The sequence below is a fragment of the Cellulosimicrobium sp. 72-3 genome (genome assembly GCF_013127315.1).
Taxonomy (GTDB): Bacteria; Actinomycetota; Actinomycetes; order Actinomycetales; family Cellulomonadaceae; genus Cellulosimicrobium; species Cellulosimicrobium funkei.
Genome location: NZ_CP053419.1, coordinates 2,152,764 through 2,179,693 on the forward strand (window position 1 = coordinate 2,152,764; position 26,930 = coordinate 2,179,693).

General features: G+C 76.5%; 27 protein-coding genes. 15 read left to right on the forward strand and 12 right to left on the reverse strand.

Annotated elements, in window-relative coordinates:
* Positions 1–36 precede the first annotated feature (36 nt).
* Entirely contained in the window at positions 37–1,062 is a 1,026-nt protein-coding gene (locus tag HKK73_RS09770) for a hypothetical protein (protein ID WP_171467892.1), read from the reverse strand.
* Positions 1,063–1,271: 209 nt separating this feature from the next.
* Here HKK73_RS09770 and HKK73_RS09775 point away from each other — a divergent pair, with 209 nt between their 5' ends.
* Positions 1,272–1,829 carry a dihydrofolate reductase family protein gene (locus tag HKK73_RS09775; RefSeq protein WP_171467893.1) on the forward strand — a complete coding sequence of 186 codons (558 nt, stop codon included), beginning with the start codon at positions 1,272–1,274 and terminating at the stop codon, positions 1,827–1,829.
* 14 nt (positions 1,830–1,843) lie between these two features.
* On the opposite strand, the gene HKK73_RS09780 is transcribed toward HKK73_RS09775, so the two are convergent.
* Positions 1,844–2,644, reverse strand: coding sequence for a helix-turn-helix domain-containing protein (locus tag HKK73_RS09780; RefSeq protein ID WP_114553523.1), 801 nt, complete (start codon positions 2,642–2,644; stop codon positions 1,844–1,846).
* 233 nt (positions 2,645–2,877) lie between these two features.
* Between HKK73_RS09780 and HKK73_RS09785 the strand changes: the two genes are divergently transcribed.
* Both HKK73_RS09785 and HKK73_RS09790 read left to right on the forward strand, forming a co-directional pair.
* A complete protein-coding gene (locus HKK73_RS09785; RefSeq protein WP_171467894.1) occupies positions 2,878–3,912 on the forward strand; it encodes an ABC transporter substrate-binding protein in 1,035 nt (344 codons plus the stop codon).
* Positions 3,912–5,756: a siderophore-interacting protein gene (locus tag HKK73_RS09790; protein WP_171467895.1), complete on the forward strand. Its 1,845-nt coding sequence runs from the start codon at positions 3,912–3,914 to the stop codon at positions 5,754–5,756. The genes HKK73_RS09785 and HKK73_RS09790 overlap by 1 nt, the downstream gene beginning before the upstream one ends.
* Positions 5,757–5,797: 41 nt before the next feature.
* On the opposite strand, the gene HKK73_RS09795 is transcribed toward HKK73_RS09790, so the two are convergent.
* Complete coding sequence (locus HKK73_RS09795) at positions 5,798–7,072, reverse strand: MFS transporter (protein ID WP_171467896.1); 1,275 nt, start codon at positions 7,070–7,072, stop codon at positions 5,798–5,800.
* 95 nt (positions 7,073–7,167) lie between these two features.
* Here HKK73_RS09795 and HKK73_RS09800 point away from each other — a divergent pair, with 95 nt between their 5' ends.
* Both HKK73_RS09800 and HKK73_RS09805 read left to right on the forward strand, forming a co-directional pair.
* Positions 7,168–8,070 carry a LysR family transcriptional regulator gene (locus HKK73_RS09800; RefSeq protein WP_034655259.1) on the forward strand — a complete coding sequence of 301 codons (903 nt, stop codon included), beginning with the start codon at positions 7,168–7,170 and terminating at the stop codon, positions 8,068–8,070.
* Positions 8,071–8,389: 319 nt separating this feature from the next.
* Positions 8,390–10,015, forward strand: coding sequence for an ABC-F family ATP-binding cassette domain-containing protein (locus HKK73_RS09805; RefSeq protein ID WP_171467897.1), 1,626 nt, complete (start codon positions 8,390–8,392; stop codon positions 10,013–10,015).
* A gap of 25 nt (positions 10,016–10,040) precedes the next feature.
* Here HKK73_RS09805 and HKK73_RS09810 read toward each other — a convergent pair whose 3' ends face one another.
* Positions 10,041–10,580 carry a hypothetical protein gene (locus HKK73_RS09810; protein ID WP_051028402.1) on the reverse strand — a complete coding sequence of 180 codons (540 nt, stop codon included), beginning with the start codon at positions 10,578–10,580 and terminating at the stop codon, positions 10,041–10,043.
* 131 nt (positions 10,581–10,711) lie between these two features.
* Between HKK73_RS09810 and HKK73_RS09815 the strand changes: the two genes are divergently transcribed.
* The 5 genes from HKK73_RS09815 to HKK73_RS09835 all read left to right on the forward strand — a co-directional run bounded on the left by HKK73_RS09815 (position 10,712) and on the right by HKK73_RS09835 (position 14,225).
* Entirely contained in the window at positions 10,712–11,308 is a 597-nt protein-coding gene (locus tag HKK73_RS09815) for a GNAT family N-acetyltransferase (protein WP_171467898.1), read from the forward strand.
* Between the two features lie 33 nt (positions 11,309–11,341).
* Positions 11,342–11,848 (forward strand): VOC family protein, encoded by a 507-nt coding sequence (locus HKK73_RS09820; protein WP_171467899.1) that lies wholly within the window; start codon positions 11,342–11,344, stop codon positions 11,846–11,848.
* A gap of 32 nt (positions 11,849–11,880) precedes the next feature.
* Positions 11,881–12,696 (forward strand): MerR family transcriptional regulator, encoded by an 816-nt coding sequence (locus HKK73_RS09825; RefSeq protein WP_171467900.1) that lies wholly within the window; start codon positions 11,881–11,883, stop codon positions 12,694–12,696.
* A 192-nt stretch (positions 12,697–12,888) separates the two neighbouring features.
* Positions 12,889–13,491, forward strand: coding sequence for a hypothetical protein (locus HKK73_RS09830; protein ID WP_171467901.1), 603 nt, complete (start codon positions 12,889–12,891; stop codon positions 13,489–13,491).
* Positions 13,488–14,225: a glycosyltransferase family 2 protein gene (locus HKK73_RS09835; RefSeq protein WP_171467902.1), complete on the forward strand. Its 738-nt coding sequence runs from the start codon at positions 13,488–13,490 to the stop codon at positions 14,223–14,225. The genes HKK73_RS09830 and HKK73_RS09835 overlap by 4 nt, the downstream gene beginning before the upstream one ends.
* An 82-nt stretch (positions 14,226–14,307) precedes the next feature.
* On the opposite strand, the gene HKK73_RS09840 is transcribed toward HKK73_RS09835, so the two are convergent.
* The 3 genes from HKK73_RS09840 to HKK73_RS09850 form a co-directional block, all read right to left on the reverse strand.
* Positions 14,308–15,309 (reverse strand): MvdC/MvdD family ATP grasp protein, encoded by a 1,002-nt coding sequence (locus tag HKK73_RS09840; protein ID WP_171467903.1) that lies wholly within the window; start codon positions 15,307–15,309, stop codon positions 14,308–14,310.
* Between the two features lie 40 nt (positions 15,310–15,349).
* Positions 15,350–16,831 (reverse strand): serine protease, encoded by a 1,482-nt coding sequence (locus tag HKK73_RS09845; protein ID WP_043657698.1) that lies wholly within the window; start codon positions 16,829–16,831, stop codon positions 15,350–15,352.
* A gap of 175 nt (positions 16,832–17,006) precedes the next feature.
* Positions 17,007–17,423: a VOC family protein gene (locus HKK73_RS09850; RefSeq protein WP_034652300.1), complete on the reverse strand. Its 417-nt coding sequence runs from the start codon at positions 17,421–17,423 to the stop codon at positions 17,007–17,009.
* A gap of 135 nt (positions 17,424–17,558) precedes the next feature.
* Between HKK73_RS09850 and HKK73_RS09855 the strand changes: the two genes are divergently transcribed.
* A complete protein-coding gene (locus HKK73_RS09855) occupies positions 17,559–18,677 on the forward strand; it encodes a YafY family protein (protein ID WP_085387915.1) in 1,119 nt (372 codons plus the stop codon).
* Positions 18,678–18,680: 3 nt separating this feature from the next.
* Here HKK73_RS09855 and HKK73_RS09860 read toward each other — a convergent pair whose 3' ends face one another.
* Positions 18,681–19,490 carry an SDR family NAD(P)-dependent oxidoreductase gene (locus HKK73_RS09860; RefSeq protein WP_043657821.1) on the reverse strand — a complete coding sequence of 270 codons (810 nt, stop codon included), beginning with the start codon at positions 19,488–19,490 and terminating at the stop codon, positions 18,681–18,683.
* Between the two features lie 196 nt (positions 19,491–19,686).
* Between HKK73_RS09860 and HKK73_RS09865 the strand changes: the two genes are divergently transcribed.
* Positions 19,687–20,880 (forward strand): NAD(P)/FAD-dependent oxidoreductase, encoded by a 1,194-nt coding sequence (locus HKK73_RS09865; RefSeq protein ID WP_171467904.1) that lies wholly within the window; start codon positions 19,687–19,689, stop codon positions 20,878–20,880.
* On the opposite strand, the gene HKK73_RS09870 is transcribed toward HKK73_RS09865, so the two are convergent.
* On the reverse strand, positions 20,844–21,437 hold the full coding sequence (locus HKK73_RS09870) for a DUF4334 domain-containing protein (protein ID WP_171467905.1): 594 nt from the start codon (positions 21,435–21,437) through the stop codon (positions 20,844–20,846). The genes HKK73_RS09865 and HKK73_RS09870 overlap by 37 nt on opposite strands.
* Before the next feature lie 115 nt (positions 21,438–21,552).
* Here HKK73_RS09870 and HKK73_RS09875 point away from each other — a divergent pair, with 115 nt between their 5' ends.
* Complete coding sequence (locus HKK73_RS09875; protein ID WP_171467906.1) at positions 21,553–22,392, forward strand: alpha/beta fold hydrolase; 840 nt, start codon at positions 21,553–21,555, stop codon at positions 22,390–22,392.
* A gap of 19 nt (positions 22,393–22,411) precedes the next feature.
* Here the strand turns inward: HKK73_RS09875 and HKK73_RS09880 are convergent, their stop codons facing one another.
* The gene (locus HKK73_RS09880) at positions 22,412–23,671 is read right to left on the reverse strand and encodes an AI-2E family transporter (protein ID WP_171467907.1); all 1,260 of its coding nucleotides are present in this window, start codon (positions 23,669–23,671) and stop codon (positions 22,412–22,414) included.
* Positions 23,672–23,768: 97 nt separating this feature from the next.
* On the opposite strand from HKK73_RS09880, the gene HKK73_RS09885 reads away from it, so the two are divergent.
* Complete coding sequence (locus HKK73_RS09885; RefSeq protein ID WP_114553458.1) at positions 23,769–24,149, forward strand: VOC family protein; 381 nt, start codon at positions 23,769–23,771, stop codon at positions 24,147–24,149.
* 4 nt (positions 24,150–24,153) lie between these two features.
* Here HKK73_RS09885 and HKK73_RS09890 read toward each other — a convergent pair whose 3' ends face one another.
* A complete protein-coding gene (locus tag HKK73_RS09890; RefSeq protein ID WP_171467908.1) occupies positions 24,154–25,020 on the reverse strand; it encodes a helix-turn-helix transcriptional regulator in 867 nt (288 codons plus the stop codon).
* A 100-nt stretch (positions 25,021–25,120) separates the two neighbouring features.
* On the opposite strand from HKK73_RS09890, the gene HKK73_RS09895 reads away from it, so the two are divergent.
* A complete protein-coding gene (locus HKK73_RS09895; protein ID WP_171467909.1) occupies positions 25,121–25,885 on the forward strand; it encodes an SDR family oxidoreductase in 765 nt (254 codons plus the stop codon).
* A 46-nt stretch (positions 25,886–25,931) separates the two neighbouring features.
* Here the strand turns inward: HKK73_RS09895 and glsA are convergent, their stop codons facing one another.
* On the reverse strand, positions 25,932–26,924 hold the full coding sequence (gene glsA / locus HKK73_RS09900) for a glutaminase A (protein ID WP_171467910.1): 993 nt from the start codon (positions 26,922–26,924) through the stop codon (positions 25,932–25,934).
* Positions 26,925–26,930 lie beyond the last annotated feature (6 nt).

Consider the following 26,930-nt stretch of genomic DNA (forward strand, 5'->3'; position numbering starts at 1 on the left):
CCGGGCGCCCGGGGCGGTGGGCGCCCGGCCGGGGCGTCAGTCCGCGCGGGCGAGGGCGATCGTCGTGGAGCCGCGCTGGCCGGCCTCGTAGAACATGTGCAGGCGGCCGTCGACCTCCACGAACGACGGCGCCGCGGCGCGCCCGTGGTCCGGTGCGGCGGACCCCGAGTCGTACAGGACCCCGAGGTGGTCCTCGCGGTCGAAGCCCGTCCCCACGCGCGCGACGTGGATGTTGCCCGAGCCCGCGTGGTAGACGACGTGGCCCCCGCCGTTGCGCGACCAGTAGTGCGCCCCGGAGACCTGGCCGCCCTCCCCCGCGGCAGGCGTGATGAGCGGCTCCGGCTTGACCTGCCAGCCGGACGTCAGCGACTGCGACCAGCCGACGTAGATCTTGCGCGTCCCGCCGTGGTTGCCCATGAGCAGCATGACGTAGACCCCCGACTGCGTCGGGTGCGGGAAGACGCGCGCGTACGACGTCTCGCTCACGCCCGGGAGCATGTACGTCCCCACGACCCGGTTGTGGTACGTGAAGCTGCGGCCGTCGGCCGAGCTCGCGACCCGGGTCGTGTGGTTCTCGCCGTGGAAGAACAGGTAGATCCGGCGGTCCGCCGGGTTCCATAACGCGTCGGGGCTCGACACGTGGCTCACGTCGAAGCCCGCCCAGGTGCGCGGGATGATCGGGTTGGCGGGGTGCTCGCGCCACGGGCCGGTGACGGAGTCGGCGTAGGCCAGGCAGATGCCGCCCGGGGCGTCGTGCGGGGCGTAGTACATGTACCAGCGGCCGAGCGGGTCCTCGACGCGCCCGGCGACGTACCGGACCGAGGGGAAGATCAGCTCGTTCGTCGGGTTGTACCGCAACGCGCTCCGGTCGAGCGGTTGCCCGAGGTAGCGGAAGGTCGGGAAACCGGGCACCGCCGCGTGCGCGGGCGCCGGGGCGGCGATGCCGCCCACGGTGCCGGCGAGCGCGCCGGTCGCGGTCGCCGCGCCGAGCACGACGGCACCGCGCAGGAGCGCGCGACGGGTCAGGGGACGAGGGACGGGTGGGCGAGGGTCGTCCGGCATGCTGCCTCCACGGTGAGAGAGCGGGTGGGACGGCAGCCACTCTCACGACGGCCCGTGACCAGGGTCAACACGATAATGAGAACTGCCGAACGGCCCGACGGCGGGCGTCGTCCGGGAGCGGGCCGACCCGGAGGCCGCCCGCCGACCGATGAGTCCGCGCGCCGCCCCGGGTCTCCCCCTCGACCACGCAACAGGGACGAGGAGGATCCATGGCCAAGGTGATCGCCGGGGCGACGGTGTCGCTCGACGGGTTCGTGCAGGACGCCGCCGGGAGCAGCGCCGCGCTCTACGCGGACTTCGACACGCTCGTGGGCAGCGACTACATGCGCCGGCTCCAGGACGAGACCGGCGCCGTGCTCATGGGGCGACGTACGTTCGACGGCGCCGAGGACCCCGACAGCTACGCGGAGGACTACGAGTTCCAGGCACCGATCTTCGTCGTGACGCACCGCCCGCTGCCCGCCGCGCCGCGCCGCAACGAGCGGCTGTGGATCGAGTTCGTCACCGACGGCGTCGAGGAGGCGGTGCGCCGCGCCGTCGAGGCCGCCGGCGACCGCGACGTGACGTTCGTGGGCGGCGCGGACCTCTTCCGCCAGCTCCTCGCGGCGGACCTCGTCGACGAGCTCGCCGTCGACGTCATGCCGGTGCTGCTCGGCGGCGGCGTCCGGCTGTTCGACGGCGGCGTCCCCGCCACCCTGGAGAAGGTGAGCGTCGACGAGGTGGGCGTCCGCACCGCGCTGCGCTACCGGGTCGTGCGCGACCGCTGATCCGGCTCAGGCGCTCAGGCGCTCAGACGCTCGTCGGCGCGAGCCGCCCGGGCACCGGGTCCCGCGTCCCGTGGCGCGCGGTCGAGGACCGCCAGGGGGTCCCGCGCGAGGTCGGCGACCGGCTGCCCGGTCTCCCGGCTGAGGGCACGCAGCAGGCCGGCGCGCGTCGCGTAGCCGGCGGCGCGCGCCGCCGCGTCGAGCTGCGAGCCGCCGCGCAGGCGCGCGATCGCGACGTTGAGGTGGGCGCGCGTGCGCCAGCGCCCGAACGGGAGCCCCGTCTCCTCGACGAAGAGCCGCTGGACGTGGCGCGCGCTCGCGTGCCGTCGGTCGGCGAGCTCGTCGAGCGTCGCACCGCCGCGCCGGGCGTCCTCGGCCACGGCGCGCGCGACCGGGTGCGACGGGAGCGTCAGCACGAAGTGGTCGCCCGTGACCCCGCGGAGCACCTCCTCGAGGGCTGCGCGGAACGGCGCGACCTGTTCCGGGGTCGCCGGGCCCGCGCAGAGCACAGCGGTCAGGACGTCCGTGACGGCCGGCACGACGCCGAGCCGGTGCACCCGGACGGGGGGCTCGACGCCCGGCGAGAGCACCGGCCCGAGGGCCATCGCCCCGCCCGGCAGGCGCACGGAGTGCGGCACGCCGGGGGCGAGCCACACGCTCTCGTGCGTGCGCAGGGTCAGGGGCGCGCCGTCGGCCACGAGCTCCGCGGTGCCCGCGACGACGTGGACCAGGTGCGGCTCGTCGTGCGCGTGGGTGTCGTGGCCGAGGAAGCGGACGGCGTTCTCCGGGACGACGGCGCCCAGCGCGGTCGGGGTCATGCGGCGCTCCTCTCCTCGGCCGGGCCCTCCGGTCCGAACCTCCTGCGGGACGACCTCGGACGTGTCCCGGGGCACACGGTGCGACGTCGCGCGCCCGGTCGTGTCGTGTCCGGGCGCGTCCGTGTCATGTCCGGGCGCGGCACGACACGCAGGTGTGGTTAGCCTAACCTCGCGAGGTGCGCCCCGGTCACGCCGTGCGGCCCCCGCGTCCCTGCTCCCGAGTGCGAGGTCCCATGCTGCCGTCCCGCCGTCCCACCCGCCGCCCCCTCACCGCGCTGGCCGCGCTCGTCGCCGCCGCGACGCTCGCACTCTCCGCGTGCTCGGGCGGCACCACCACGTCCGACGCCGGGCCCGAGGGTTCCGATGCGCCCACCGGCTCGTCCTCGGCCGAGCGCGTCGTCGCCACGGACCAGGGCGACGTCACCGTCCCGACGGACCCGCAGCGCGTCGTCGTGCTCAACCACGCGCTCGCCGGGTACCTCTACGCGCTCGACGTCCCGGTCCTCGCCACCGTGCCCGAGGTGACCGACGACCCCGAGCCGGCCTTCTCCCCCCTCTGGGCGCAGGAGGCCGAGGCCGACGGCACGGAGCTCCTGGAGTGGAGCGCCGACGGCTTCAACCTCGAGGCGATCCTCGCGCTCGAGCCCGACCTCATCGTCGGTGGCGGGTGGGGCTTCCCGCTCAAGCAGGCGACGGACGTCTACGACGGCCTGAGCCAGATCGCCCCGACCGTCCTCGTGAGCGGCACGTACACGACGTGGCAGGAGCAGCTCGCATTCCTCGCCGAGGACGTGTTCGACGACGCGGAGACCTCCGAGGAGCTCGCCGCCGGGTACGAGGACCGGCTCACGGAGGTGCGCGACGCGATCACCGTGCCCGCGGGCGAGACGGCGTTCCTCGCCCGCACGGCGGAGGGCACCACGTACGCCCTCCAGGAGGGCGAGGGGCTGCCCGCGATCTTCGAGCGGCTCGGGTTCGCGGTCCAGCCGATCCAGGAGCAGACCGGAGCCGAGCCGTACACGCCGGGCGGTGACATGTTCGAGGTGTCGGCCGAGCAGGTGACGTCGGTCGTCACGGCGCCGAACGTGTTCGTCATCGGCTTCAACGGCGCGGAGGTCGACCTCGACGCGCTCGCCGCCGACCCGGTGTTCGCCGCGCTGCCGTCGTTCGCCGCCGGCACCGCGCACGAGCTGCCCACGTGGACGATCCGCAGCGACTACCACGAGGCGATGGCCCTGCTCGACGTCGTCGAGGAGCAGTTCTCCTGATGGCCCAGCACCGCCTGCGCACCCACCCTCTCGTCCTGCGGCGCGTCGAGGTCGCTCGTGTCGTCGACGTGACGCCCCGCATGCGCCGCGTGACGCTCGTCGGGCCGGAGCTGGGCGCGTTCGAGCGCGACGGCATGCCGATGCCGGCGTTCGACGCCCCGGGGTTCGACGACCACGTGAAGCTCGTCCTCGCGTCCGACGGCGACGTCGCGTCCGCGCTGCCCGTGCAGCGCGCGCACGGCATCGACTGGCCGCCCGCGCCGAACCGGCAGGGTCGCGACTACACGCCGCGCCGCTGGGACCCGGTGGCGGGCGAGCTCGACCTCGACCTCGTGCTGCACGGCGACGGGCCCGCCGCCGCGTGGGCCGGGGCGGCGCGCCCCGGTGACGCCCTGTGGTTCGTCGGCCCCAAGGCCTCGACCGTGTGGCCCGACGACGTCGACTGGGCCCTGCTCGCGGGCGACGAGACGGCGCTGCCCGCGATCGGCCGCTTCCTCGACGAGCGTCCTGTCGACGTGCCCGTGCAGGTCGTCGTGACGGTCGTCGACGCGTCCGCGCGCCAGGACCTCGCGCTGCGCGACGGCGACACCGTCCGCTGGGTCGTCGCGCCCGAGGGCGACCGCGTCGCGCTCGGCGAGGCGGTGCGCGCGATCACGTGGTGGCCCGGGCGCGTCTACGCGTGGGCCGCGAGCGAGAGCCGGGCCCTGCTGCCGGTGCGCCGCCACCTCACGCGCGAGCGCGGCGTGCCCCGCACGCACGTCGATGTCACCGGATACTGGCACGCACAGCCGGCGCCCTCGGGCGCGAGGCCGGGCGACACCGCGGGCAGCACCGTCGGCGACACCGCGGGCGGCGTCCCGGGCATCACCGCGAGCGACGCGCCCGGCAGCACCGCGACCGGCACCGTCCCCACGGCGCAGCCCGCGGGCGTGCCGTCCCCCGTGCCGTGGTTCGCGACGCGCGCCGCACTCCAGCTCGGGCTGCTCGACGCGCTCGGCGACGGCCCGCGCGACGTCGCGGCGCTCGCCGAGGCGGCCCGCGTCGCTCCCGCGGCGGTCCGGGTCCTCGTGGGCGTCCTCGCGGCGTCGGGGGTCGTGACCTCCGACGGTGACAAGGTGGCCCTGGCCGACGCCGGCGAGGACCTCCTCGACGACGAGCACGCGCGCGAGGAGTACGAAGGCCTGGAGGCCGACGCGGTCCTCGCGCTCGCCGCGCTCGCCCCGGCGCTGCGCGAGGACGCCCCGGCGTGGGCGCGCTCGCGCGGCCGGACCCTGCGCGCAGAGGTCGAGGCCGACGCCGACCTCGCCGCGGAGGTCGTCGAGGGCGCCGACGTCCTGCCCTACGTGCTCACCGGCCTCCCGACGTGGCCCGTGTGGTCGGGCGCGCAATCCGTGGCCGTCGGGGGGCCGGGGGCCCTCGTCGTGGCCGACCTGCTCGCGGACGTGCCCGGTGACCGCACGACGACGCTCGTCGAGGACCCCGTGCCGCTCGCCGTCCTGCGCGCGCAGGCCGGCACGGGCTCGTCCCACGCCACGTCCGGCTCCTGGCCCGGCGCCGACCTGGCCGTGTGCGCGCTCGGGACCGGGCACCGCACCGACGACGAGGTGGTCGCGCTCCTCGCCGCGATGGGGGCGGCCGCGCGTCGGGCCGTGCTCGTCGAGGACCTCACGCCCGACGGCCTGAGCCCGCACGCGCACGAGCACGCGCTGCTGTCCCTCGCGACGACGGGGTCCGGACCGCGAACGCCCGACGACGTGGCGCGGCTCGCGGCGCGCGCCGGGTGGCGCGTCGTCGGGCACGACGCTCTCGGCTGGGGCGTCGCGCGGGTCGAGCTCGCCCGCTGACCCACGGCACGGCGGGGCGGACCGCGGTCCGCCCCGCCCGCTCAGGACCGGCGTGCCAGGCCCGGCGCGGCCGCCGCGACGAGCAGCGCGGTGGCCGCCGCGAACACGACGACCATGAGGCGCAGCGGCTCGACCGTGAGCGAGAGCCCCAGGAGCAGCACGGGGACGGCGAGCCCCAGGTATGCGACGAGGAAGACCCCCGCGAGGACCTCGCCCCGGCGGCCGGGCTCCGCCAGGGCCCCCGCCGTCGCGAGCGCGCCCCGGAAGAGGATGCCCACGCCCGCGCCCGCGACGACGGCGCTCGCGACGAACCCGGGCAGGCTCGCGGTGCCGACGGAGACGGCGAGCACGGCGAGCCCGGTGAGCGTCAGCGTGACGGCGAGAGCGACCTGGCGCCGGCGGGCGAGCCGGCCCGTGGCGAGCTGCGCGACGGCGGCCGCGGCGAAGACCGCGGCCGAGACGAGCCCGGCGACGAGGCGCGACTCCTCGTGCATCACGGTCGCGAGCACGCTCGGGGTGAGGGACGTGAAGAGGCCGAAGACCGCGAAGCCCGCGAACGCGGCGGCCGCCGCGGCGACGAAGGTGCCGCGCCCGCCGCGCGGCACGGCGACGCGCTGCGGGCGGTAGCGGTACGGGGCGGCGGCGGGCGGCACGGTCTCGGGCACGAGCGCGGCGGCGAGGACCGCCGCGGCGAGCAGGACGGCGAAGCCGACGTACGGCGTCGTGAGCGGCGCGGGCGCGGCCTGGGCGAGCAGCCCGCCGACGAGCGGTCCGAGCGCGAGGCCGCCGATGTTCGCCAGGCCCGCGACGGCGCTCGTGTCCGTCGGGCCGCCGGGGCGGGCGGCCGCGCGGAGCTCGGCGAGGTGGGCGGTCGCCGTCGCGGTGACGGCCCCGATCCCCACGCCCGAGACGAGCCGCGCGACGACGAGGCCGCCCAGACCGTCCAGCAGCAGGAACAGCACGGCCGCGACGAGCTCGGCCACGAGGCCGAGGACCAGCACGCGGCGGCGCCCGAACCGGTCGCTGAGGTGCCCGACGAGGTAGAGGCTCGCGGCGACCCCGACGGCGTACGCGGCGAAGACGACGGTCACGGCGACGGTGGGCAGGCCGTCACGCGCCTGGTACAGCGGGTAGAGCGGCGTCGGGACCGTCGAGAACGCCATGGCCGTGGCGAACGCGAGCGCCACCACGAGGAACCCGGACCCGTGCGAGACGAGCGGCCGCGCGCGCCGCGCACGCGGCGGCCGGGAGGGCCGCTGCGCGTCGTCCGGTCGCGCGGGTGCGGGGCGGGTCGGAGGTGCCGAGGTCGTCGTCATGCGTCCACCGTGCGCCTGCGCGCTTGATCGTGTCCAACGACTTGTACCGATCCGTCTGATCGATGTCAGCGATGAGACGTCGTAGGGTGAGCGGCATGGAGACGCGCCAGCTCGAGTACTTCGTCGCCGTGGCCGAGGAGCTGAGCTTCACGCGCGCCGCCGCGCGCGTCTTCGCCGTCCAGTCGAGCGTCTCGGCGGGCGTGCGCGCGCTGGAGGCGGAGCTCGGCGCTCGTCTGTTCGAGCGCACGCGGCGCTCGGTCGCGCTCACGTCGCAGGGCGAGGCGCTGCTCCCCCGGGCCCGGGCGGTGCTCGACGCCGTCGACCAGGCCCGTGCCGCCGTCGCCCCCGGGCCGCACCACGTGCGCGGCACCGTGCGGCTCGGGGTGTTCACGAACCTCGGGTACCTCGGGCTGCCGCGCACCCTCGCCGCGTTCCGGGACCGCCACCCCGGCGTGGTGCTGCGCCTCACCCCGTCGCCCGCCGGGTCCACGGGGCTGGGAGAGGACGTGCGGCGCGGCGTCGTGGACGTCGCGTTCACCGGGCTCGGGCCCGAGGACCACCCCGGCCTGCGCTACACGCGGCTCACGTCGTCGACGTTCGTCGCGGTGCTGCCCGCGGGCCACGCGCTCGCCGGGGCGCGGTCGGTGGCGCCCGGCGACCTGGCCGACGAGCACGTCGTGACGACGCCGCGCGGGTTCGGCAACCGGGTGGTCGCCGAGCGCGCGTTCGCGCACGCGGGCGTCGCGCCGCGCGCGGACACGGAGGTGGCCGACGTCGGCGACCTGCCCGCGTTCGTCGCCGCCGGGTTCGGCGTGGCGGTGGTCCCCGCGGACATGTACGAGCCCGCGCCGGGCGCGGTCGCGGTGCCGCTCGACGCGCCGGAGGCGTGGTCCCTCGGGCTCGTGACGCGACCGCACCCGGGCGCGGCCGCCGCGGCGCTCGTCGCCTCGCTCGTCGCCTCGCTCGTCACAGGCCGGGAGCAGGCTCCGGCGGGGTGAGGGGACCCGCGCCCGCGGACCCTGCGCCCGCGGACCCCGCCGGGCCGCGCTGCTAGCATCGGCACGTGCTCATCGAGGTCGACAGACTCTAGCCGCCGAGCCGTCGGCGGCCCGCCCCAGCGCACCCTCGCCCCCGCCCCGCCCCGTCGGAGCCCTCGTCGGCGACCCCTGCCCGGCTCGTGCCGCGGCCTCGGCGTGCCTGGACGACGCCCCACCGCTCCCGCCACCGGCGGCCCGTCCGCGCGCCCGCGCGACGACGTCCCGCCCGACCTTCCCGGCACGACCACGCCCGCGGCACCGCGGGCCGAGGAGCACACCCATGTCCACCCTGCACCGGTCCGCGGTGACGCTGACCGACCTCACGTTCGAGTGGCCCGACGGCACCGTCGCGCTCTCCCACCTCTCCGGCACGTTCGGCGCCGGCCGCACGGGCCTCGTCGGCGACAACGGCGCCGGCAAGTCGACGCTCCTGCGCCTCGTCGCCGGCCTGCTGACGCCCACGTCCGGGCGCGTGACCACCACCGGCGACGTCGCCTACCTCCCCCAGACGCTCACGCTCGGCCGCGACGCGAGCGTCGCGCGCCTGCTCGGCATCGACACCACGCTCGACGCCCTGCGCGCGATCGAGTCCGGCGACGTCGACGAGCGGCACTTCGACGCCGTCGGCGACGACTGGGACGTCGAGGCGCGCGCCGCCCAGGCGCTCGCCGAGATCGGGCTCGACGGCGTCGGCCTCGACCGGCGCGTCGGCGAGCTGTCCGGCGGCGAGGCGATGCTCGTCGCGATCAGCGGCCTGCGCGTGCGGCGCAGCGCGATCACGCTGCTCGACGAGCCGACGAACAACCTCGACCGCGCCACCCGGGCCCGGCTCGCGGCGCTCGTCGACGACTGGCCCGGGACGCTCGTCGTCGTGAGCCACGACCTGGAGCTGCTCGAGCACGTCGACGAGACCGCCGAGCTGCACGCGGGCACGCTGACCACGTTCGGCGGCCCGTACTGCGCGTGGCGCGCGCAGCTGGAGGTCGACCAGGCCGCGGCGGCGCAGGCCGCGCGGAGCGCCGAGCAGACCCTGCGCGCCGAGAAGCGCCAGCGCGTCGAGGCCGAGACGAAGCTCGCGCGCCGCGAGCGGACGGCGCGGACCGCCCAGGCGAACCGCACCGGGTCGCGCATCTCCATGGGGCTGCGCGCGTCCGCGGCCCAGGTCTCGGCGGGCTCGATGCGCCAGGGCCTGGACGCCAAGGTCCAGGCCGCGCAGCAGGCGCTCGACGCGGCGGCGGCCCGGGTGCGCGACGACGAGCACGTGCACCTCGTGCTGCCGGACCCGGACGTCCCGCGCGGCCGTCGGCTCGCCGAGCTGCACGGGACGAACCGCACGGTCGTCGTCCAGGGGCCCGAGCGGGTCGCGCTCGTGGGGGCCAACGGCACCGGCAAGACGACGCTCCTGGAGAACCTGCTCGCCGGGCGCGCACCCGAGCCGGGACGCGCCGGCGGGACGCTCCTCACGGACCGGGTCGGCTACCTCCCGCAGCGGCGCGACGGCCTCGACGACGCGCGCAGCGCGCTCGACACCGTCCGCGACGGCGCCCCGGGCGTCGCGCCGGGCACGGTCCGCAACCACCTCGCGCGCCTGCTCCTGCGCGGGTCGGCCGTCGACCGCCCGGTGGGCACCCTGTCGGGCGGCGAGCGGTTCCGCGTCGCGCTCGCGCGGCTCCTGCTCGCCGACCCGCCCGCCCAGCTCCTCGTGCTCGACGAGCCGACGAACGACCTCGACGTGCGCAGCGTCGAGCGGCTCGTCGAGGCGCTGTCGGGCTACGCGGGCGCGCTGCTCGTGGTGAGCCACGACGACGGGTTCCTCGCCCGCCTCGGGGTCGACGTGCGGCTCGAGCTCGACCGGGACGGCGCGCTCCACGAGGTGGCGCCGGGCGCGGAGCACGCGGCCCGCTGAGCGCCGGTCCGGGGCGGCCGGGCCGTCAGGGCAGGTCGGGTGCGGCCCGCACGACGGCGGCCATCGCGGCGGTCGCCGCGGCGTCGGCGTCGGCGTGCCGCCAGCCCGGGCTCACGACCCGCGCGTGGTCGTTGAGCGCGGCGAGCACGTCGAGCACCGCGACGCCCAGGGCCCGCGCGTGAGGCGTGAGGCCGCCGCGGATCTTCAGCTGGCCGAGCACGATCGCGATCTGCGCGCGGGCCTCGGCCGCGAGCGCCGCCTCGTCGACGTCGCCGCCCCGGAGCCGGTCCGCCGCACCCTGCCGCCCGGACGCCCAGACGTCCTCGGGGACCCCGAGGTCCCACGCCGCCAGGAGGCCGTCGACGAAGGCGGGCAGCGCGTCGTCGCGCCCGTCGGCGGCGTACCACTCCTCGAGGTCGCGCAGCGCGTCGTGCCCGGCGTCGTTGCCGAACGGCGCGAGGTCCTCGCCCTCGTCGTAGAACGGCTCCGGGGCGAGGGACACGAAGGCGGGGTGGCTCGTCGCGGGCGACAGACCCTCGTCGGGGTCGTCGAGGAACAGCGTCATGGGGGCGACCCTAGACCGGCGCGGGGCGTGCCGTCGTACGCGCCCGTCGTCGGGACCGCGGCGCGGGCCGACGGTCCGGCGCCGCGGGAATCCCCTCGATGCGCAGGCCACGCACGTGCCAGGGTGGGCGCATGACCGACGCCACCGACGTGCGCCCCGACGCCCTGGAGCGGGTCGCGTGGCCCGTGCGGACCGCTCGCCTGACGCTGCGCCGCGCCCGGCCGGACGACGCCGACGCGTTGTTCGCCTACCGCGGCCTGCCCGAGGTGGACCGGTGGCTCACGCAGCGGTTCACCGCGGTCGAGGAGTGGCGCGAGCACCACGTCGAGCCGGGGCGGCTCGCGACGACCCTCGTCGTGGAGCGCGAGGGTGCCGTGGTCGGGGACCTCTACCTCGCGGTGCGCGACGGGTGGGCGCAGCGCGACGTCGTCGACCGCCCGCACGACGACGAGGCGGAGATCGGCTGGGTGCTCGACCCGGCGCACCAGGGGCAGGGCTACGCGACGGAGGCCGTGCGCGCGCTGCTGCGGGTGTGCTTCGAGGACCTCGGGCTGCGGCGCGTCGTGGCGAGCGCGTTCCTCGCGAACGAGCCGTCGTGGCGGCTCATGGAGCGCGTGGGGATGCGGCGCGAGGGCGTGGGGGTGCGCGACTCCCTCCACCGGGACCTCGGCTGGGTCGACGGCGTCGTGTACGCGCTCCTGGCCGACGAGGCGCGCGCGGGCACTTGACCCTGACGCGACGTCAGGGCGCAGGCTGCCCGCATGACCGACACGTTCCCCGCCTTCGACCTCTCCCCCGTCCCCGCCCCGGGGCCCGACGCCGTCGCTCCGGAGCCGTTCCGCGGCATCTACGGGATGCCGCAGTTCGTGACCGTCCCGACGGACGACCTCGCGGCGTCCGTCGAGCTCTGGACGCACGGGCTCGGGTTCTTCGACCTGTTCTCCGTGCCGGGCGGCATGGTGCACCTGCGCCGCTGGGCGTTCCAGGACGTGCTCCTCGTCCCGGGCACCCCCGCGCCCGACCTGCCGGCCCTGACGGTGAGCTTCTCGTGCGTGCTGTCGCAGGTCGACGCGATCGTCACCGCGTGCGAGGCCGTGACGCCCGGCTGCACGACGGGCCCGCGCGAGATGCCGTGGGGGTCCGTCGAGGTCGAGGTCCGCACGCCGGAGAACGCGCGCGTCGTCATGACGGCGGCGCGCCCGTTCGTCGCCGGGAGCGACCCCGCCCGGTTCCTGGAGGGCATCGGGATCGAGGCGCCCGCCCCGTGAGCACCGCGGCTCCGCGGTGGACACTGGGTCACGTGACCACCGACCCGACGCCCGGCCGCGGCGCCGACCCGCTGACGGTCGGCGACGCGGCCGCGGCGGCGGGCGTCACCGTCCGCACGCTGCACCACTGGGACGCGGTCGGGCTCGTGCGCCCCTCGGCACGGACGCCGGCGGGCTACCGGCTCTACGCGGCGGCCGACGTCGCACGGCTGCGGCGGGTGGTGGCGTACCGGGAGCTGGGCGTGGCGCTCGAGGACGTCCCGGCGCTCCTCGACGCGACCGGCGCCGAGGCGCTGGACGCGCTGCGCAGGCACCGGGCGCTGCTCGGGGAGCGGATCGCCCGGATGGAGCGCACCGCACGCGCGCTGGACCGCCTCGTCGCGGCGCGCGAGCGCGGGCTCCTGCTCACGCCCACCGAGCAGGTCGCGCTGTTCGGGGAGGGCTGGGACCCGGCGTGGCCCGGGCAGGCGCGCGAGCTCTGGGGCGACACCGCGCAGTGGGCGCAGTACGCCGAGCGGTCGGCGGAGCGCACGCCCGAGGACTGGCAGCGCCTGGCCGACGACGTCGCAGCCCTGGAGACCGACCTCGCGGCGGCGTGCCGCGCGGGCGTCGACCCCGCGTCGCCGCGGGCGGCCGCCCTCGCCGAGCGGCACCGTGCCTCGATGGGCGCGCACTTCGACTGCCCGCCGGCGCGGCACGTGTGCCTCGCGCGGCGGTTCGTCGACGACGCCGGGTTCCGTGCCCACTACGACGGCCTCGCCCCGGGCCTGGCCGCGTGGCTGCGCGCCGCGGCCGAGGCGAACGCGCGCTCGCACGGCGTGGACCCGGCGACCGCGACCTGGGACTGACCCCCTGCGCCGTGCCGCAGGGGCACGGCGGACGGACGCGCGCGACGGCCACGTCGGGGGGCGCGACGACGAGCGCGACGAGCGCGGCGGGAGGCGCGACCACGAGCGCTCCCGGCGGACGGGCGTGCGAGCGCGACGCCGGGGTGTGAGGCTGTGATCCCCGCCGCCGCACCACCCTCCCAGGAGCACCGCATGGCCGCCACCCCCGCCCCCACGGCGGGCTCCCTCGCCGCCCCGGCACGCGGCGCGATCCTCGCGGGCGACGCGGTCCGGGCCGGTGCCGCGCTCAGCGTCGTCGTGGCCGGCGCGACGCTCGACGGCGTCGGCGTCGCGCTGTTCCTGCTCGTGCTCGGCGGGACGATGGTGCCGCGCGCCCTCGGGGTCACCGGCGTGCTCGACGTCGGCTACGGGGCCGCGCTGCTCGCCTCCGCGTGGGCCGCCCAGCTCGAGTGGTACCGCGCGGTGCCGTGGCTCGACCTGCCCGTGCACGCCGTGTGCACCGGGCTCGTCGCGGCGCTCGCGACGGTGACGCTCGTCCGGGTCGGGGCGCTGCCCTCCCCGCACGCCGACGACCGACCGTGGTGCACGGGCGTCGCCGTGGTGACCACGGGTCTCGGGGCGGTCCTCGCGATCCTGTGGGAGCTCGGCGAGTGGGCCGGGCACACGTTCCTCGACGACCGGATCGGCGTCGGCTACGGCGACACCGTCACCGACCTCGCGACCGGGCTCCTCGGCTCGGTCGTCGCCGGCGTCCTCCTCGCGCGCGGCACCGCCGCCCGGGAGCACCGGCCGTGACGCCCCGCACCGCCCCGACCGTGTCGGTCGTCGTCCCGGTCCGCGACGACGCCGCCGCGCTCGACCGCTGCCTGGCGCGCATCGCGCGGCAGACCGTCGCGCCGCTCGAGGTCGTGGTCGTCGACAACGCGTCGCGCGACGACTCCGCGCTCGTCGCGCGCCGCTGGGGCGCCGTCGTCGTGCGCGAGGACCGCGTCGGCATCCCGGCCGCCGCCGCGACCGGGTACGACGCCGCGCGCGGCGACGTCATCGCGCGGCTCGACGCCGACTCCCTCCCCGATCCGGGGTGGGTGCAGCGCGTCGCGGACCGCATGGCCGCCGACCCGACGCTCGACGCGATGACCGGCACGGGCACGTTCGACGACCTGCCGCGCGGCGCGCGCGCCGCCGTCGCGATCGCCTACCTCGGCGCGTACTACGTGCTGTGCCACCTCGCGCTCGGCCACACCGCGCTCTGGGGCTCGTGCATGGCCCTGCGCCGCTCGGCGTGGACCGCGGTGCGCGACGCCGTCGTGCGCGACGACCCGGAGGTGCACGACGACCTCGACCTGTCGTTCCGCCTCGGCCCGGGCCGGCGCACGGTGCTCGACCGGTCGTGGCGCGTCGGGGTGTCGGCGCGCTCGCTGCGCGGGCGGCGCCAGCGCCGTCGCCGCATGGACCGCGCGTGGCGCACGCTGCGCCTCAACTGGACGGTCGCGCCACCGTGGGAGCGGTGGCGCGACCGCTGGCGCTGACGCGCACGGACACCGCCCCGCCTGCGACCGGCCGGCGACGGCCCGACGACGGGCCGGCGACGGGCCGGCGACAGGCCAGAGCTCAGTCCGCGCTGCCGCGCCAGGTGCGCCGCCGCGTCGCGCCCGGTGCCTCCTCGCGGTCGAGACGGGCCAGCAGCGCCGCGAGCGCCGCGGCGATCGGCTGCCCGGTCGCGTACTCGACGAACAGCCACTGCCCGGCCGGGTTGATCTCGAGGAACACGTAGTCGCCCTCGGGCGTGCGGCGCAGGTCGACCGCGCCGTACCAGAGGCCGAGCACCTCCATGAGCCGCAGGAGCGCGGTGGCGACGTGCTCGGGGAGGTCGTGCACGGACGTCGGGCAGTGGTGGGTGTCGACGCGGAAGTCGTACGCGTACGCCGACTCCTCCGTGCGCAGCTCGGCCGCGAACAGCTCCGTGCCCACGATCGTCACGCGCACGTCCGACCCCGCGACGGCTTCCTGGAAGATGACCGGCGCGTACCGCACGCTCTCGATGAGCGCGAGGTCCGAGTCCCGCACGGGGCGGGTCTCGCGCCAGGTCGCGGGCGTGCCGCTGAACGGCTTGAAGATCACCCGTCCCGGTTCCCGGTGCAGGAACTCGCGGGCGCGGGCCGGGTCGTTCGTCATGCACGTGCGCGGCACGCGCAGCCCGAGCCCTGCGGCGACCTGGAGCTGCCACATCTTGCGGGAGCCGGCCTCGTCGCGGTCCGGGTCGTTGACCCAGGTCGCAGGCAGGCACGACCACAGCCCGGAGACCGCCGCGGCGACCTCCCCCTGGGCGAAGCCGCGGTCCTGGGCGGAGCGCAGGTCGTCGTGCAGCGCGAACGGCTGCGGGCGGCGCCACCACACGGCGCGCAGCGTGGTGGTGTCCACCGCGCTCACGCCCTCGGCGCTCGTGTCGACCCAGTCGGCGCGCCACCCGGCGGCGTCCTGGGTCGAGGTCAGCGCCACGTCGCGGGGCGCGTGCCCCGTGTCGAGGAGCGCGTGGGGCGCGCCGAGCGCGTCCAGGTGGCGGACGACCTCCGTGGTGTGGAGGTCGTCCGCGTGCGACACGATGCCGATCATCGCGGGCTCCCGGTCCGGTCCGTGGGCGAGGTCGCCCGGGTCACTGCCCGGCCTGGAGCGCGGCGAGGGTCGCCTCGACGGCCTCGAGGGTCGCGCGCGCCTCGGCGACGGCCTCGACGAGGGCGCCGACGACGTCGACCGCCTCGCCCGGACCGTCCTCGTCCACGAGCGACTCCGCGCCCTGGACGAACGGCCGCGCCCCGGCGAGCGCGCCCGCCTGCACGAGCCGCCCGATCGCGGGGTTGACCACGGGGTCGAAGAGGTCGCCGGGGTCGACGATCCCCTCCTGGAGCGTGTCGCCGGGCCCGGAGCCGATGTCGCCCGCGAGCCCTGTGCCGACGGGGTTGTCCGCGGCGAAGCGGGTGTCGCCCTGGAAGACGGAGTCGAGGGCGCGCGGCGTGCCGCCCTGGTCCCGGAGGAACGACGTCCCGATCTGGTCGGCGACCGTGTGCGAGTCGGCCTGCCGGATCGTCAGCACGTCGACGGCGCGCGCGGTGTCGGCGCCCAGGAGCGTGCCGACCTGGTCGGCGGCCTTCACGGTCGCGATGACGTCCTGCGCGAGGGACGTGAAGCCGTCGTCGGCGGTCGCGGTGCGCGCCCCGTGGGGCAGGGCCTGGAGCGTCGGCGACACCGCGCGGATGCCCGCGATCGCCGTGCCGAAGTTCGACCCGGTCCCGGCCGCGTTGCAGCCACCGTTCGTGTGGACGCCGACGAGCTCGCCCGCGGGCCCGAGGATCCCGGATCCAGAGTTGCCGCCGAGCGTGTCGATGTCGTCGTAGCGGATCTGGTTCGTCGTGACGACCGTCGCCGGGCCGGCCTCGACGCGCTTGGGCATCCCGGCGGGGTGGCCGATGATCGCGAGCATGTCGCCGACGGCCGGGTTGGCCGTGGCGACAGCGGTGAACCCGTAGGTGCTGCCCGGGTTGCCGCCCACGCGCACGACGGCCATGTCGAGGCCGCCGAGCCGGTACTCGACGAGCGCGACGATCGGGAAGCTCTGCTCGGTGCGCAGGACACCGGACGGGTCCACCTGGAAGAGCACGTTGATGTGCATGCTCGTCGCGATCTGCTGCGGCGTGAGGACCTGCATCGACCCGTTCTGCCGGGGCAGGACCCAGCCGTCGGCGCTCTGGTCGAACAGGTGACCGCACGTGAGGACGAGGTCGGGCGCGATCAGGGTGCCGCTCCCCCAGCGCACGCCGTCGACGTTTCCGGGGTTGGTGAAGACGCCGCCGAGCCCCGCGTTCCACTGGACCTGCACGGCCTGCTTCTGGTGGGCGTCCACGTACGCGCGCGTGACGCCGAGCGTGCCGTCGTACTGCTCGACGGGCTGGGAGTCGTCGGTCGCGCCGCAGATGGACTCGAGCATCTCCGCGTACGTGGGCTCGTCGCCCGCGATGGACTCGAGCGTCAACGGGATGCGTTCGGGCAGCGGCGGGTACAGCGCGTCGACAGTGTCGGGCGTCTGCGGCACCTCGCGCCGGCTCGGCTTCCGCGGTGCCGACTTCTTGCTTCCGGGCATGGGTTCCCCCTCGGTTCGGTCCCCCTGCACCTGGAGGGAGGCCCCTGTGCCTCGGCACGTACACCGCGCCCCTCTCGCGCCCGAGCACGGGACCGGCGACCGGATCCGGGGAGATCCGGTCGCCCGTCCCGTGCTCGCCGGTGGACGTTGCCGGCCGGTGGCCGGTGGCCCAGGGTCAGCGGGGCGCTGCGACGTCCAGGACCCAGGTCACGCCGAAGCGGTCGGTGAGCATGCCGTACGCGGGCGCCCAGTCGGACGACGCCAGCGGCGCGACGACGGTCGAGCCGTCGACGAGCGCGTCCCAGTAGCCGCGGACCTCCTCGACGTCGTCGCCGCGCACGGACACGAAGAACGGCGCCTCGCCCGGGCTCCACGGCCGGTCGGAGGGGACGTCGTAGGCCATGACGCGGAACCCGCTCGGGGCGCTGACCTGGCCCCAGACGACGAGGTCGGCGGCCGCCGGGTCGGCGGCCTGGCCGAGGTCGCCGTACGTGGTGACGACGAGCTCGCCCCCGAACACGGACCGGTAGAGCTCGAGCGCGGCACGGGCGTCGCCGCGGAAGTTGAGGTGCGGGGTGGTCTGGACGGACATGGGCTCTCCTCGGGAGGCTCGTGGCCCGCGACGGTCGCCGGGGGCCGTGCGCCGGGCCGACGACCCGTGCGCACCCCACGACTCTCGCGCTCCATCAGGACGGATGGTGTCCGCATTCTGCGCGAGCATGGAGCCATGACCGAGACGTCGCGCCGCACCCTCCTGCTCCTCGCGCTGCTCCAGGCGCGCCCGGACCGCACGGGGCCCGAGCTCGCCGCCCGCCTCGGCGTCGACGCCCGCACGGTGCGGCGCGACGTCGACCGGCTGCGCGAGCTCGGCTACCACGTCGTCGCGACGCGGGGACGCGTGGGCGGCTACCGTCTCGACGCGGGCGCCGAGCTCCCGCCGTTGCTGCTCGACGACGAGCAGGTCGTGGCCCTCACGGTCGCGCTGCGCACGATCACCGCGAGCGGCGTCGGCGACGACCTCGCGGAGGCCGCCGTCCGCGCGCTCACGACCGTGCGGCAGGTGCTCCCCGCACGGCTCCGGCACCGCGTCGACGCGGTGGACGTCACGACCGTCGCCGCGGCACCCGGGCACCCCGCCGCGCAGGTCGACCTCGACGTCCTGCTCGCCGTGAGCGCGGCGGCCCGCCGCCGGGAGGTGCTGCGCTTCGACTACGCGCCCGCGGCGCCGGGAACGCCGCCCGACGCCCCACCCGGCACCGCGCTCCCCGACGACCCGCGCACCGCCCTGCCGCCGCGCCGCGCGGAGGTGCACCACGTCGTCGTGCGGGGCGGCCGCTGGTACGCGGTCGCGTGGGACCTCGACCGCGACGACTGGCGGACCTTCCGGCTCGACCGGATGACGTCGCGCACCCCGACGGGACCGCGGTTCGCGGCACGCGAGGTGCCGGGCGGGGACGTCGCCGCGTTCGTCGCCGCGCGCTTCGTCGGCGCCCTCCCGAGCACCGACCCGGGCGCGGGTCCGCAGACCCTCCGGGACGCCGGCAGCACGGCGCCCCGCGGCTCGGGCGCGACGCGGGCCCCGGGGACCCCGGCTCCCGGGTGGCCGTGCGAGGGCTGGGTCGAGCTCGCCGCCCCGGCGCGCGCGGTCGCGCCGTTCGTCGAGGACGGCGCGGTCGAGGCGGCGGGCCCGGAGCGCTGCCGGGTCCGGCTCGGGTCGTGGTCGTGGGTGGCGCTCGCGGCGCGCGTCGCGGCCTTCGACGCCGACGTGCTCGCCGCGGGCCCGGCCGAGCTCGTCGCCGCGTGCGACGCCGTCGCCCGACGCCTCGGCGCGGTCGCCGCGTCGTGACGGTCAGTCGGGCACCGCGCCACCGGTGAGGTTGACGATCGTCCCCGTCATCGCCGCGGCGCGGTCGGACGCGAGGAAGGCGGCGGCGTCGGCCACCTCCTGGACGGTCGGGAGCCGTCCCCGCAGCGTCCCCGCGGCGAGGGGGCCGTCGTCGAGCAGCTCCTGGACGGTCTGCCCGGCCGCGGCCGCGGCGGGCGCGAACAGCTCGCGCGCGTACGAGCCGTGGGCCGGCCCGTCGACGACCGCGTGGGGCCGCAGCCCGACGACGCGCACGCCGGCCGGGGCGAGCTCCGCCGCGAGGAGCCGGGTGAGCGTCTCCTTGCCCGCGGCGCTCACGCCGTGCCCGAGGATGCCCGGCACGACGAGCCGCGCGCCCGGCTCGGACAGCGTGAGGAGCACGCCGGGCCGGTCGCGCGCGAGGTAGGGCGCCACCGCCCGGCTCGTGAGGAACAGGCCGCGCAGGAACCCCTCGACCGGGCGCCAGAACTCCTCGAACGAGAGGTCCCCGAGCAGGGTGCCCTGGTCGTGGGGGACGCTCACCGCGTCGAGCACGACGTCGATCCCGCCCGCCGCCGCGGCGACGGCCGCGGCGTGGGCCCCGACCGCCCGCTCGTCGAGCACGTCCAGTCGAGCCGTCTCGGCGCGGCCGCCCGCCGCGGCGATGTCGCGCGCGACGGCGTCGAGACGATCCTGCGTGCGGCCCGCGAGGAAGACGCGCGCGCCCTCCCGCGCGAAGGTCCGGGCCACGGCCCCGCCGATCGCGCCTCCGCCGCCGTAGACCACGGCGACCCTGTCCTCCAGCAGTCCGGTCATGTCGCCCTCCCGGTGCGTCCCGTCGAACGGGTCTCGGTCCCGCCGGCGCGACCCGCGACCGGCGCTCGTGATGCAATCTCATGGTTGCACGTCATCCAGACCATGTGCAACCCCCTGGTTGCATCGGGTTGGCAGGGCGTGCGGGCTGACCCCGCCGTAGCGTGGAGCGACCCGCCCCCGGCAGATCGGACCCGCCATGAACGCACCGGCACGCCACGACGTGCTCGTCCTCGGCGGCGGCAACGCCGGGCTCTCGCTCGCCGGGCGCCTGCGCCGCGACGGCTGCCCCGACGTCGCCGTCGTCGACCCGCGGACCACGCACCAGTACCGGCCGCTGCTCTCCTACGTCGCGTCGGGCATGGCGACGCTCGACGACCTCACCCGGCCGCAGGAGGACGTCGTGCCCGACGGCGTGCGCGTCTACCCCGACCGCGTCGTCGGCGTCGACCCCGAGCGCTCGCTCGTGCACCTCGCGGGCGGGCGCACCCTCGGCTACGGGGACCTCGCGGTCTGCCCGGGGTCGGAGGTCGACTGGGACGCCGTGCCCGGCGCCGAGCAGGCGATGGGCACGCCGTTCGCCGCGACGAGCTACCTGCCCGACCTTGCGCCGAAGACGTGGGAGCTGCTGTCGTCGCTCACCTCCGGCACGGTGGTGTTCGCGATCTCGGCAAGGCACGTGCCGTGCTTCCCCGTCGGCCTCAAGCCGCTGTTCGTCGCCGCCGACCACTGGCGCCGCACCGGCGTCCTCGATGCGATCCAGGTCGAGCTCGCGGTCGAGTCGCCGCGCCTCGTCGACGACCCGCGCGCGGAGCCCGCGCTGCGCGCCGCCGCGCGGCGCTACGGCGTGCGGGTGCGCACCGCGACGTCGCTCGTGTCCGTCGACGCGACCCACCGCACCGTCCGGCTCCGCGGGCCGCACGGGACCGACGAGGTCTCCTACGACGCGCTCTACGTCGCGCCGCCGCACCGCGCCCCGGCGTGGGTCGCCGCGAGCGGGCTCGCGACCCCCGAGAGCGACGGGTTCGTCGCGGTCGACCCCGAGACCCTCCAGCACGTCGCGCACCCGCGCGTCTGGGGGCTCGGCGACGCCGCGTCGGTCGACGCGATGCCGTCGGGCGGCGCCCTGCGCCGGCAGGTGCCCGTCGTGGCGCGCAACATCCAGGCCCGACGGCGCGGCACCCCGATGCAGCGCTACGACGGCTACTCGGTCGCGCCCGTCACGACGTCGCGCGACCGCCTCCTCCTCGCGGAGTTCGACCGGGACCGTCGGCCCGACCCGGGGTTCGGCGTCGTCGACCTCGCGCGCCCGCGCCGCAGCCTGCTGCTGTTCGACCGCTACCTACAGCCCACGATCTACTGGCGGCGGCTGCTCCAGGGCAATGTGTCCTGACCCGCGGCACGCCGCAGCACGAAGAAGAACGGGCGGCCCATGCCGCGCGCCTCCATGCACCCGACGAGCGTGTCGTCGTCGACGGCGCGCAGCGCGTCCTCGACCGGGAGCGCGTCGTAGGTCATCGCCGCGGTCACCACGCCCCGGTGCACGACGGCGCGCACCCGCGCCCGGGGCGCACGCGTCCGGGTGAGCGGCAGGAGCGCCCGCGCGATCCGGGCGACCGGCGGTCGGCGCAGCGCCGGCGCCGCCCGCAGCACGAGCGGGAGCGGGACGAGCGCGGGGTTGACGTCCACGAGGCCGCCGCCCGCGCCGTCGAACAGGAGGGGGTGCGCGTCGCCGCCGGGCTCGAACCGCTTGCCCGCCCAGCCGAGCGCCTCGAGCGCGCCGTCGAGCACGTGCCCCGTCGGCAGCCCGGATCCCCACCAGAACCCCGGGAGCGCCTCGCCGTCGACGGGCGCGAGCGTGTCGAAGAACGCGAGCGCCCCTGCCGTCGTCGTGCCGCGCGCGAGGTCGTCGAGCGTGCCGGCTCCCCGCGGGCCGTCGGGGTGGGTCATGTCTCCTCCTCCTGCGGGCGGACGGCGACGCGCACGTCCCGCTCCGATCCTGGCGCGGCGGCGCGGGCCCCGCCCGCCGATTGCCGGTGCGGCGGCCCCGCCGCACCCTGGGACGATGACCGAGACCCGACCGACCACGATGCGCCGCGGCACCCTGACGTTCGACGTGCACGACGACGGTCCGGCCGACGGAGCGCCCGTCGTGCTCCTGCACGGGTTCCCCGAGGACTCGTCGACGTGGTCCCGCGTGGCGCCGCTCCTGCACGACCGAGGGCTGCGCACGGTCGCGCTGGACCAGCGCGGCTACTCCCCCGGCGCGCGCCCGCAGGCTCGGGCGGCGTACCGGCTGCCCTTCCTCGTCGCGGACGTCCTCGCCCTCCTGGAGCGCACCGGGCCGGCGCACGTCGTCGGGCACGACTGGGGCGCCGGCGTCGCGTGGGCGCTCGGGGCGTGGGCGCCCGAGCGCGTGCGCAGCCTGACCGTGCTCTCGACGCCCCACCCGCGCGCGATGGCACGCGGGCTCGTGCGGTCGGACCAGGCGCTGCGGTCGCTCTACGTCGCCCTGTTCCAGCTCCCCGCGCTGCCCGAGGCGTTCCTGCGGCCGCGGTTGCCCGCGCTGCTGCGTCGCTCCGGCCTGCCCGCCGAGCAGGCGGAGCGGTGCGGGGCGCTCATGCGCGAGCCCGGCGCCCTGACCGCAGCCCTGGACTGGTACCGCGCGCTGCCCCTGGGCGCGCGTCCCGTCGGAGCCGTCCGGGTCCCGACGACGTACCTGTGGGGCGCGGCGGACCCGGCGCTCGGGCGGTGGGCCGCCGGGGACACCGAGCGGCACGTCGAGGCGCCGTACCGCTTCGTCGAGCTCGACACCGGGCACTGGCTGCCGGCGCACGCCGCGCTTGAGGTGGCGTCGGCGGTCGCCGACCGGGTCGCGGCCTCCACCGCGGACGTCGCGACCTGAGCCCGCCCCGCGCCCGCCGTCAGGACGACGACGCCGGCGCGCCGTCGACGGTCTCGTGCCGCTTCTGGCGCGCGAACCGCGCGGGCAGGTCGGGACCGTCCCAGACCTGGATCGCGCGCCAGATGGACGCCGCGATGGGCACGGCGAGCACGGCGCCGGTGAGGCCCGCGAGCACGGTGCCCGCGGTGAGGGCGATGAGGATGACGAGCGGGTGCAGGCGCAGCGTGCGGCCCATGACGACGGGCTGGAGCAGGTCGCCCTCGAGCTGGTTCACCGCGATGACGATCGCGACGACGATGAGCGCCTCGACCGGCCCGACGGCGACGAGCGCGACGAGCGCGCACAGGACGCCCGCGAGCGTGGCCCCCACGAGCGGGATGAACGCGAGCAGGAACACGAGCACGGACAGCGGGAGGACGAGCGGCACCCCGACGATCGCGAGGCCGATGCCGATCGCGACGGCGTCGACCGCGGCGACGATCGCCGTCCCGCGCACGTAGCCGCCGAGCGTGCGGACCGTCGTCTCGCCGATGCGCTGCCCGCGCGCGTACCGGACGCCCTCGAACGGACGCAGCAGGAACTCCCAGATCGCCGGGCCGTCCTTGAGGAAGAAGAACAGCACGACGATCATCACGAAGAACCCGGCGACGAAGTCGACCGTCTGGGAGGCGCCCGCGAGCGCCCCGGCGCCGACCGCGTCGGACTGGAGCAGGCCGACGAGCGAGTCCCGCACCGACGCGATCTGCTCCTCGGTGATGTCGAACGGCAGGTTCTGCACGTAGGTCTGGAGCTCGTCGAAGCCCTCGACGGCCTGGTCGCGCAGCTCCGGCCACTGCTTGACGACCGCCGCCGCGACGAGCCACACCACCACGCCGAGCACGACGACGAGCGCGAGCAGCGCGACGACCGTCGCGAGGAACGACGGCACGCCCTTGCGCCGGAGCAGCCCGACGAGCGGCGAGATCGCCGCGGCGAGCACGAGCGCGATGAGGACCGGGATGACGATGAGCGTCAGCCGCGTCACCGCGAACACCGCGACGGCGACGAGCGCGACCAGGGCGAGCACCTGCACCGAGCGCGTGCCCGCGCGACCGAGGCCGTCCGACCAGAGCGCGGACGCTCCCGCCGGGCGCGCGGGCTCGACGGCGTCGGCCCGGTCCGCAGCGGTGTCGGTCTCCCCGGTAGGGGCACGCTCCGCGACGGCGACGCGCTCCGCGGCGGGAGCCTCCTCGGTGCGCTCGTCCGCCCGCTTGCCCGACCGCCGTCTGCCCAGACCCATCCCGCTCCCTCTCTCGCCGCACGTGTGACGGCCAGGGTGCCACGATCGGGCGTCACCCGCCGGGTGCCGGGACCGGGCGCCCCGTAGGCTGCGAGGCATGGCGTCCCGCATCAGCGAGCTGGTCCTCGACTGCACCGACCCGGAGCTGCTCGCCCGGTTCTGGTGCGACGTGCTCGGCTACGTCGAGCTCGACCGCGAGGAGGACGGCTCGATCGAGATCGGCCCGCCCGACGTCGGGTTCGGCGGCCCGCAGCCGACCCTCATCCTCAGCCCGAGCACCGACCCGCGCTCCGGCAAGCTCCCGCTGCACCTCGACGTCAACCCCACCGACCGCGACCAGGACGCCGAGCTCGAGCGGCTCCTCGCCCTCGGCGCGCGGCCCGCCGACGTCGGCCAGACGGGCGACGAGCCGTGGCACGTCCTCGCCGACCCCGAGGGGAACGTGTTCTGCCTGCTGCGCCGGCGCCTCGACCCCTGAGGCGTCAGGAGGGCTGCGGGCCGGACGACGGCACCGCGAGGTCCTGCGTGCCCACGACCCCGAGCAGGCGGATCCTGTCCGCCGCCTCCGTGCCCGGCGCCGCCGTGAGCACGAGGAGCACCTGGAGCTGGTCCTCCGTGGTGAGCGCCTGGCAGTCCACCTCGATCTCCCCGACCACGGGGTGCACGAGCGTCTTGTGGTCCACGAACCGGCGCGCCACCTCCTGCCGGTCCCACAGCGCGACGAACTCCGGGCTCGTGCGCGACAGCACCCGCACCAGCTCGCCCGCGCGCGACGACGCGCCCAGCACCGCCACGGCCGAGCGCAGGCTCGCGACGAGCGCGCGGCCCTGCCGGTCCCGGTCGTCCGCCGGGTAGATCGCCCGCGCCGTCGCCGGGTGGGCGAACCACCGGTAGATCTCGCTGCGGTCCCACCCCGCGTACGCCGACGCGTCGCCGTAGAGCGCGCGCGCCAGGTCGTTCTGCGCGAGCGTCTGCGCGAGCGGGTCGAGGATCAGCGCCGGGGTGTCGTCCAGGCGGTCGAGCACGCGCTGCAGCGCGGGAGCCACGTGCCCGGGATCGGTCGCCCGGTCGGGCACCCCGTGCCCGGCGACCCGGTAGAGGTAGTCGCGCTCGTCGTCGGACAGGCGCAGGGCCCGCGTGATCGACGCGAGCATCTGCGTGCTCGGCTGCGGCCCGCGCTGCTGCTCGAGGCGCGTGTAGTAGTCCGTCGACATGAGCGCGAGCTGCGCCACCTCCTCGCGGCGCAGGCCCGGTGCCCGACGGCGCAGCCCGGCCGGGAGCCCCACGTCGCTCGGCTGCAGCGCCTCCCGGCGACGGCGGAGGAAGTCGGCGAGCGCGGCGCGGTCCATGCGCCCATCGTCCGGGGTGCGCGACGCCCGTGCCAGGGATCGCCGGTCCCCCGTCCACCGGACTCTGCCGCGCCGCGCGCACGACGTTCAGGATCGAGGCATGGACATCACGAGCAGCACCGTCTTCATCCCCGGCGCGACGAGCGGCATCGGGTTGGCGCTCGCGGTCGCGCTGCACGAGCAGGGCAGCACCGTCGTCGTCGGCGGGCGCCGCACCGACCTCCTGGAGCGGATCGCCGTCGAGCACCCCGGTCTCGACACCGTGCGCATCGACACCACCGACCCCGAGAGCATCGCCACGGCCGCGAAGGAGGTCCTCGACCGCCACCCCGACCTCGACACGCTCGTCACCATGGCCGGCATCATGCGCACCGAGGACTGGCACCACCCCGAGGGCTTCCTCGACACCGCGGAGCAGATCGTCACGACCAACGTGCTCGGCCCGATCCGGCTCGTCGGCGCGTTCGTCGAGCACCTGCAGACCCGGCCGCGCGCGACGATCGTCACCGTGTCGTCCGGGCTGGCGTTCGCGCCGCTCGCGGCCACGCCGACGTACGACGCCTCGAAGGCCGCGATCCACATGCTCAGCGAGGCGCTGCGGCTCCAGCTCGCCGACACGCGCGTCGACGTCGTCGAGCTCGTCCCGCCGTCGGTGGCGACGGACCTCATGCCTGGTCAGCGCGACAGCGCGATCGCCATGCCGCTGGACGAGTTCGTCACCGAGGTCGTCGAGCTGCTGCGCACGCAGCCCGACGCGCACGAGATCCTCGTCGAGCGCGTGAAGTTCCTGCGGTTCGGCGAGGCGCGCGGCGACTACGACGACGTCGTGCGCACCCTGAACGCGTCCGACCCCCACGGGCGCTGAGCGGGCTGGTCCGTGACGGCGCAGGACGGGCGGCGCGGGAGCCTGGTCAGGAGCGCGTGCCAGCAGGCCGGGACGCGAAGAGGTCGAGCCCGAGAGCGCGCGACAGGAGGGCGCCCGCGCGGCGGCCGCGCACGGAGTTCCCCGCGTCGTCGAGCCGCGGGGAGAACGCCGCCACCGCGCCCTTCCCCGGCGACATCATGACGATGCCCCCGGAGATGCCGCTCTTGGCCGGCACCCCGACCTCGAAGAGCCACTCGCCCGACCTCTCGTACATGCCCGTCGAGGCCACCACGCTGAGCGCGTCGCGGGCCATGCCCGCCTCGACCACGCGCTCGCCGGTCGACGGGTTGACGCCGCCGTTGGCGAGCGTGGCGCCCATGACGGCGAGGTCGTGGACGTCGACGCGCAGCGCGCACTGCCGGGTGTAGAGATCGACGACGGCCCCGGGGTCACCGTGCAGACGCCCGTGGCTCGCGAGCAGCGAGGCGAGCCCCTCGTTGTGCCGGCTCGTCCGGGACTCGGACCGGTAGACCTCCTCGTCGACGTCGAGGGCGCGCCCGGCGAACCGCGACAGACCGTGCACGAGGAAGTCCCACCGGGCGTCGTCCGTGTCGCCGGGGACCAGACCCGTCGTCGCGAGCGCGCCCGCGTTGACCATCGGGTTCATCGGGTGCCCCTCGCCGTGCTCGATGGCCAGGACCGAGTCGAACGGCACGCCCGTGTTGTCGACGCCGACCCGCTCCAGCACGGCGTCGTGCCCGATCTCCTGGCAGACGAGCGCGTACACGAACGCCTTCGATATCGACTGGATCGAGAACCGGTGGTGCACGTCGCCGCGCGCGTGCTCCGCACCCGCCGTGTCGGTGAAGACCACACCGAACAGGTCCGGCTCCGCACCCGCGAGCGCCGGGACGTCCTCGATGACAGTGCCCTCGTCGAGGTCGCGGAAGCGCTCGTACGCGTCGTCGAGAGCGGCCTCGACGACGTCGCGCCCGGGCAGGGTACCGGTGGAGACCCACGGGTCGGGAAGATGGCTCATCCGTCG

Bases quoted from the DNA above. Each gene is read 5' to 3' on its own strand.
- HKK73_RS09770 (WP_171467892.1), bottom strand. From the start codon at position 1,062: ATGCCGGACGACCCTCGCCCACCCGTCCCTCGTCCCCTGACCCGTCGC.
- HKK73_RS09775 (WP_171467893.1), top strand. From the start codon at position 1,272: ATGGCCAAGGTGATCGCCGGGGCGACGGTGTCGCTCGACGGGTTCGTG.
- HKK73_RS09780 (WP_114553523.1), bottom strand. From the start codon at position 2,644: ATGACCCCGACCGCGCTGGGCGCCGTCGTCCCGGAGAACGCCGTCCGC.
- HKK73_RS09785 (WP_171467894.1), top strand. From the start codon at position 2,878: ATGCTGCCGTCCCGCCGTCCCACCCGCCGCCCCCTCACCGCGCTGGCC.
- HKK73_RS09790 (WP_171467895.1), top strand. From the start codon at position 3,912: ATGGCCCAGCACCGCCTGCGCACCCACCCTCTCGTCCTGCGGCGCGTC.
- HKK73_RS09795 (WP_171467896.1), bottom strand. From the start codon at position 7,072: ATGACGACGACCTCGGCACCTCCGACCCGCCCCGCACCCGCGCGACCG.
- HKK73_RS09800 (WP_034655259.1), top strand. From the start codon at position 7,168: ATGGAGACGCGCCAGCTCGAGTACTTCGTCGCCGTGGCCGAGGAGCTG.
- HKK73_RS09805 (WP_171467897.1), top strand. From the start codon at position 8,390: ATGTCCACCCTGCACCGGTCCGCGGTGACGCTGACCGACCTCACGTTC.
- HKK73_RS09810 (WP_051028402.1), bottom strand. From the start codon at position 10,580: ATGACGCTGTTCCTCGACGACCCCGACGAGGGTCTGTCGCCCGCGACG.
- HKK73_RS09815 (WP_171467898.1), top strand. From the start codon at position 10,712: ATGACCGACGCCACCGACGTGCGCCCCGACGCCCTGGAGCGGGTCGCG.
- HKK73_RS09820 (WP_171467899.1), top strand. From the start codon at position 11,342: ATGACCGACACGTTCCCCGCCTTCGACCTCTCCCCCGTCCCCGCCCCG.
- HKK73_RS09830 (WP_171467901.1), top strand. From the start codon at position 12,889: ATGGCCGCCACCCCCGCCCCCACGGCGGGCTCCCTCGCCGCCCCGGCA.
- HKK73_RS09840 (WP_171467903.1), bottom strand. From the start codon at position 15,309: ATGATCGGCATCGTGTCGCACGCGGACGACCTCCACACCACGGAGGTC.
- HKK73_RS09845 (WP_043657698.1), bottom strand. From the start codon at position 16,831: ATGCCCGGAAGCAAGAAGTCGGCACCGCGGAAGCCGAGCCGGCGCGAG.
- HKK73_RS09850 (WP_034652300.1), bottom strand. From the start codon at position 17,423: ATGTCCGTCCAGACCACCCCGCACCTCAACTTCCGCGGCGACGCCCGT.
- HKK73_RS09855 (WP_085387915.1), top strand. From the start codon at position 17,559: ATGACCGAGACGTCGCGCCGCACCCTCCTGCTCCTCGCGCTGCTCCAG.
- HKK73_RS09860 (WP_043657821.1), bottom strand. From the start codon at position 19,490: ATGACCGGACTGCTGGAGGACAGGGTCGCCGTGGTCTACGGCGGCGGA.
- HKK73_RS09865 (WP_171467904.1), top strand. From the start codon at position 19,687: ATGAACGCACCGGCACGCCACGACGTGCTCGTCCTCGGCGGCGGCAAC.
- HKK73_RS09870 (WP_171467905.1), bottom strand. From the start codon at position 21,437: ATGACCCACCCCGACGGCCCGCGGGGAGCCGGCACGCTCGACGACCTC.
- HKK73_RS09875 (WP_171467906.1), top strand. From the start codon at position 21,553: ATGACCGAGACCCGACCGACCACGATGCGCCGCGGCACCCTGACGTTC.
- HKK73_RS09880 (WP_171467907.1), bottom strand. From the start codon at position 23,671: ATGGGTCTGGGCAGACGGCGGTCGGGCAAGCGGGCGGACGAGCGCACC.
- HKK73_RS09885 (WP_114553458.1), top strand. From the start codon at position 23,769: ATGGCGTCCCGCATCAGCGAGCTGGTCCTCGACTGCACCGACCCGGAG.
- HKK73_RS09890 (WP_171467908.1), bottom strand. From the start codon at position 25,020: ATGGACCGCGCCGCGCTCGCCGACTTCCTCCGCCGTCGCCGGGAGGCG.
- HKK73_RS09895 (WP_171467909.1), top strand. From the start codon at position 25,121: ATGGACATCACGAGCAGCACCGTCTTCATCCCCGGCGCGACGAGCGGC.
- glsA (WP_171467910.1), bottom strand. From the start codon at position 26,924: ATGAGCCATCTTCCCGACCCGTGGGTCTCCACCGGTACCCTGCCCGGG.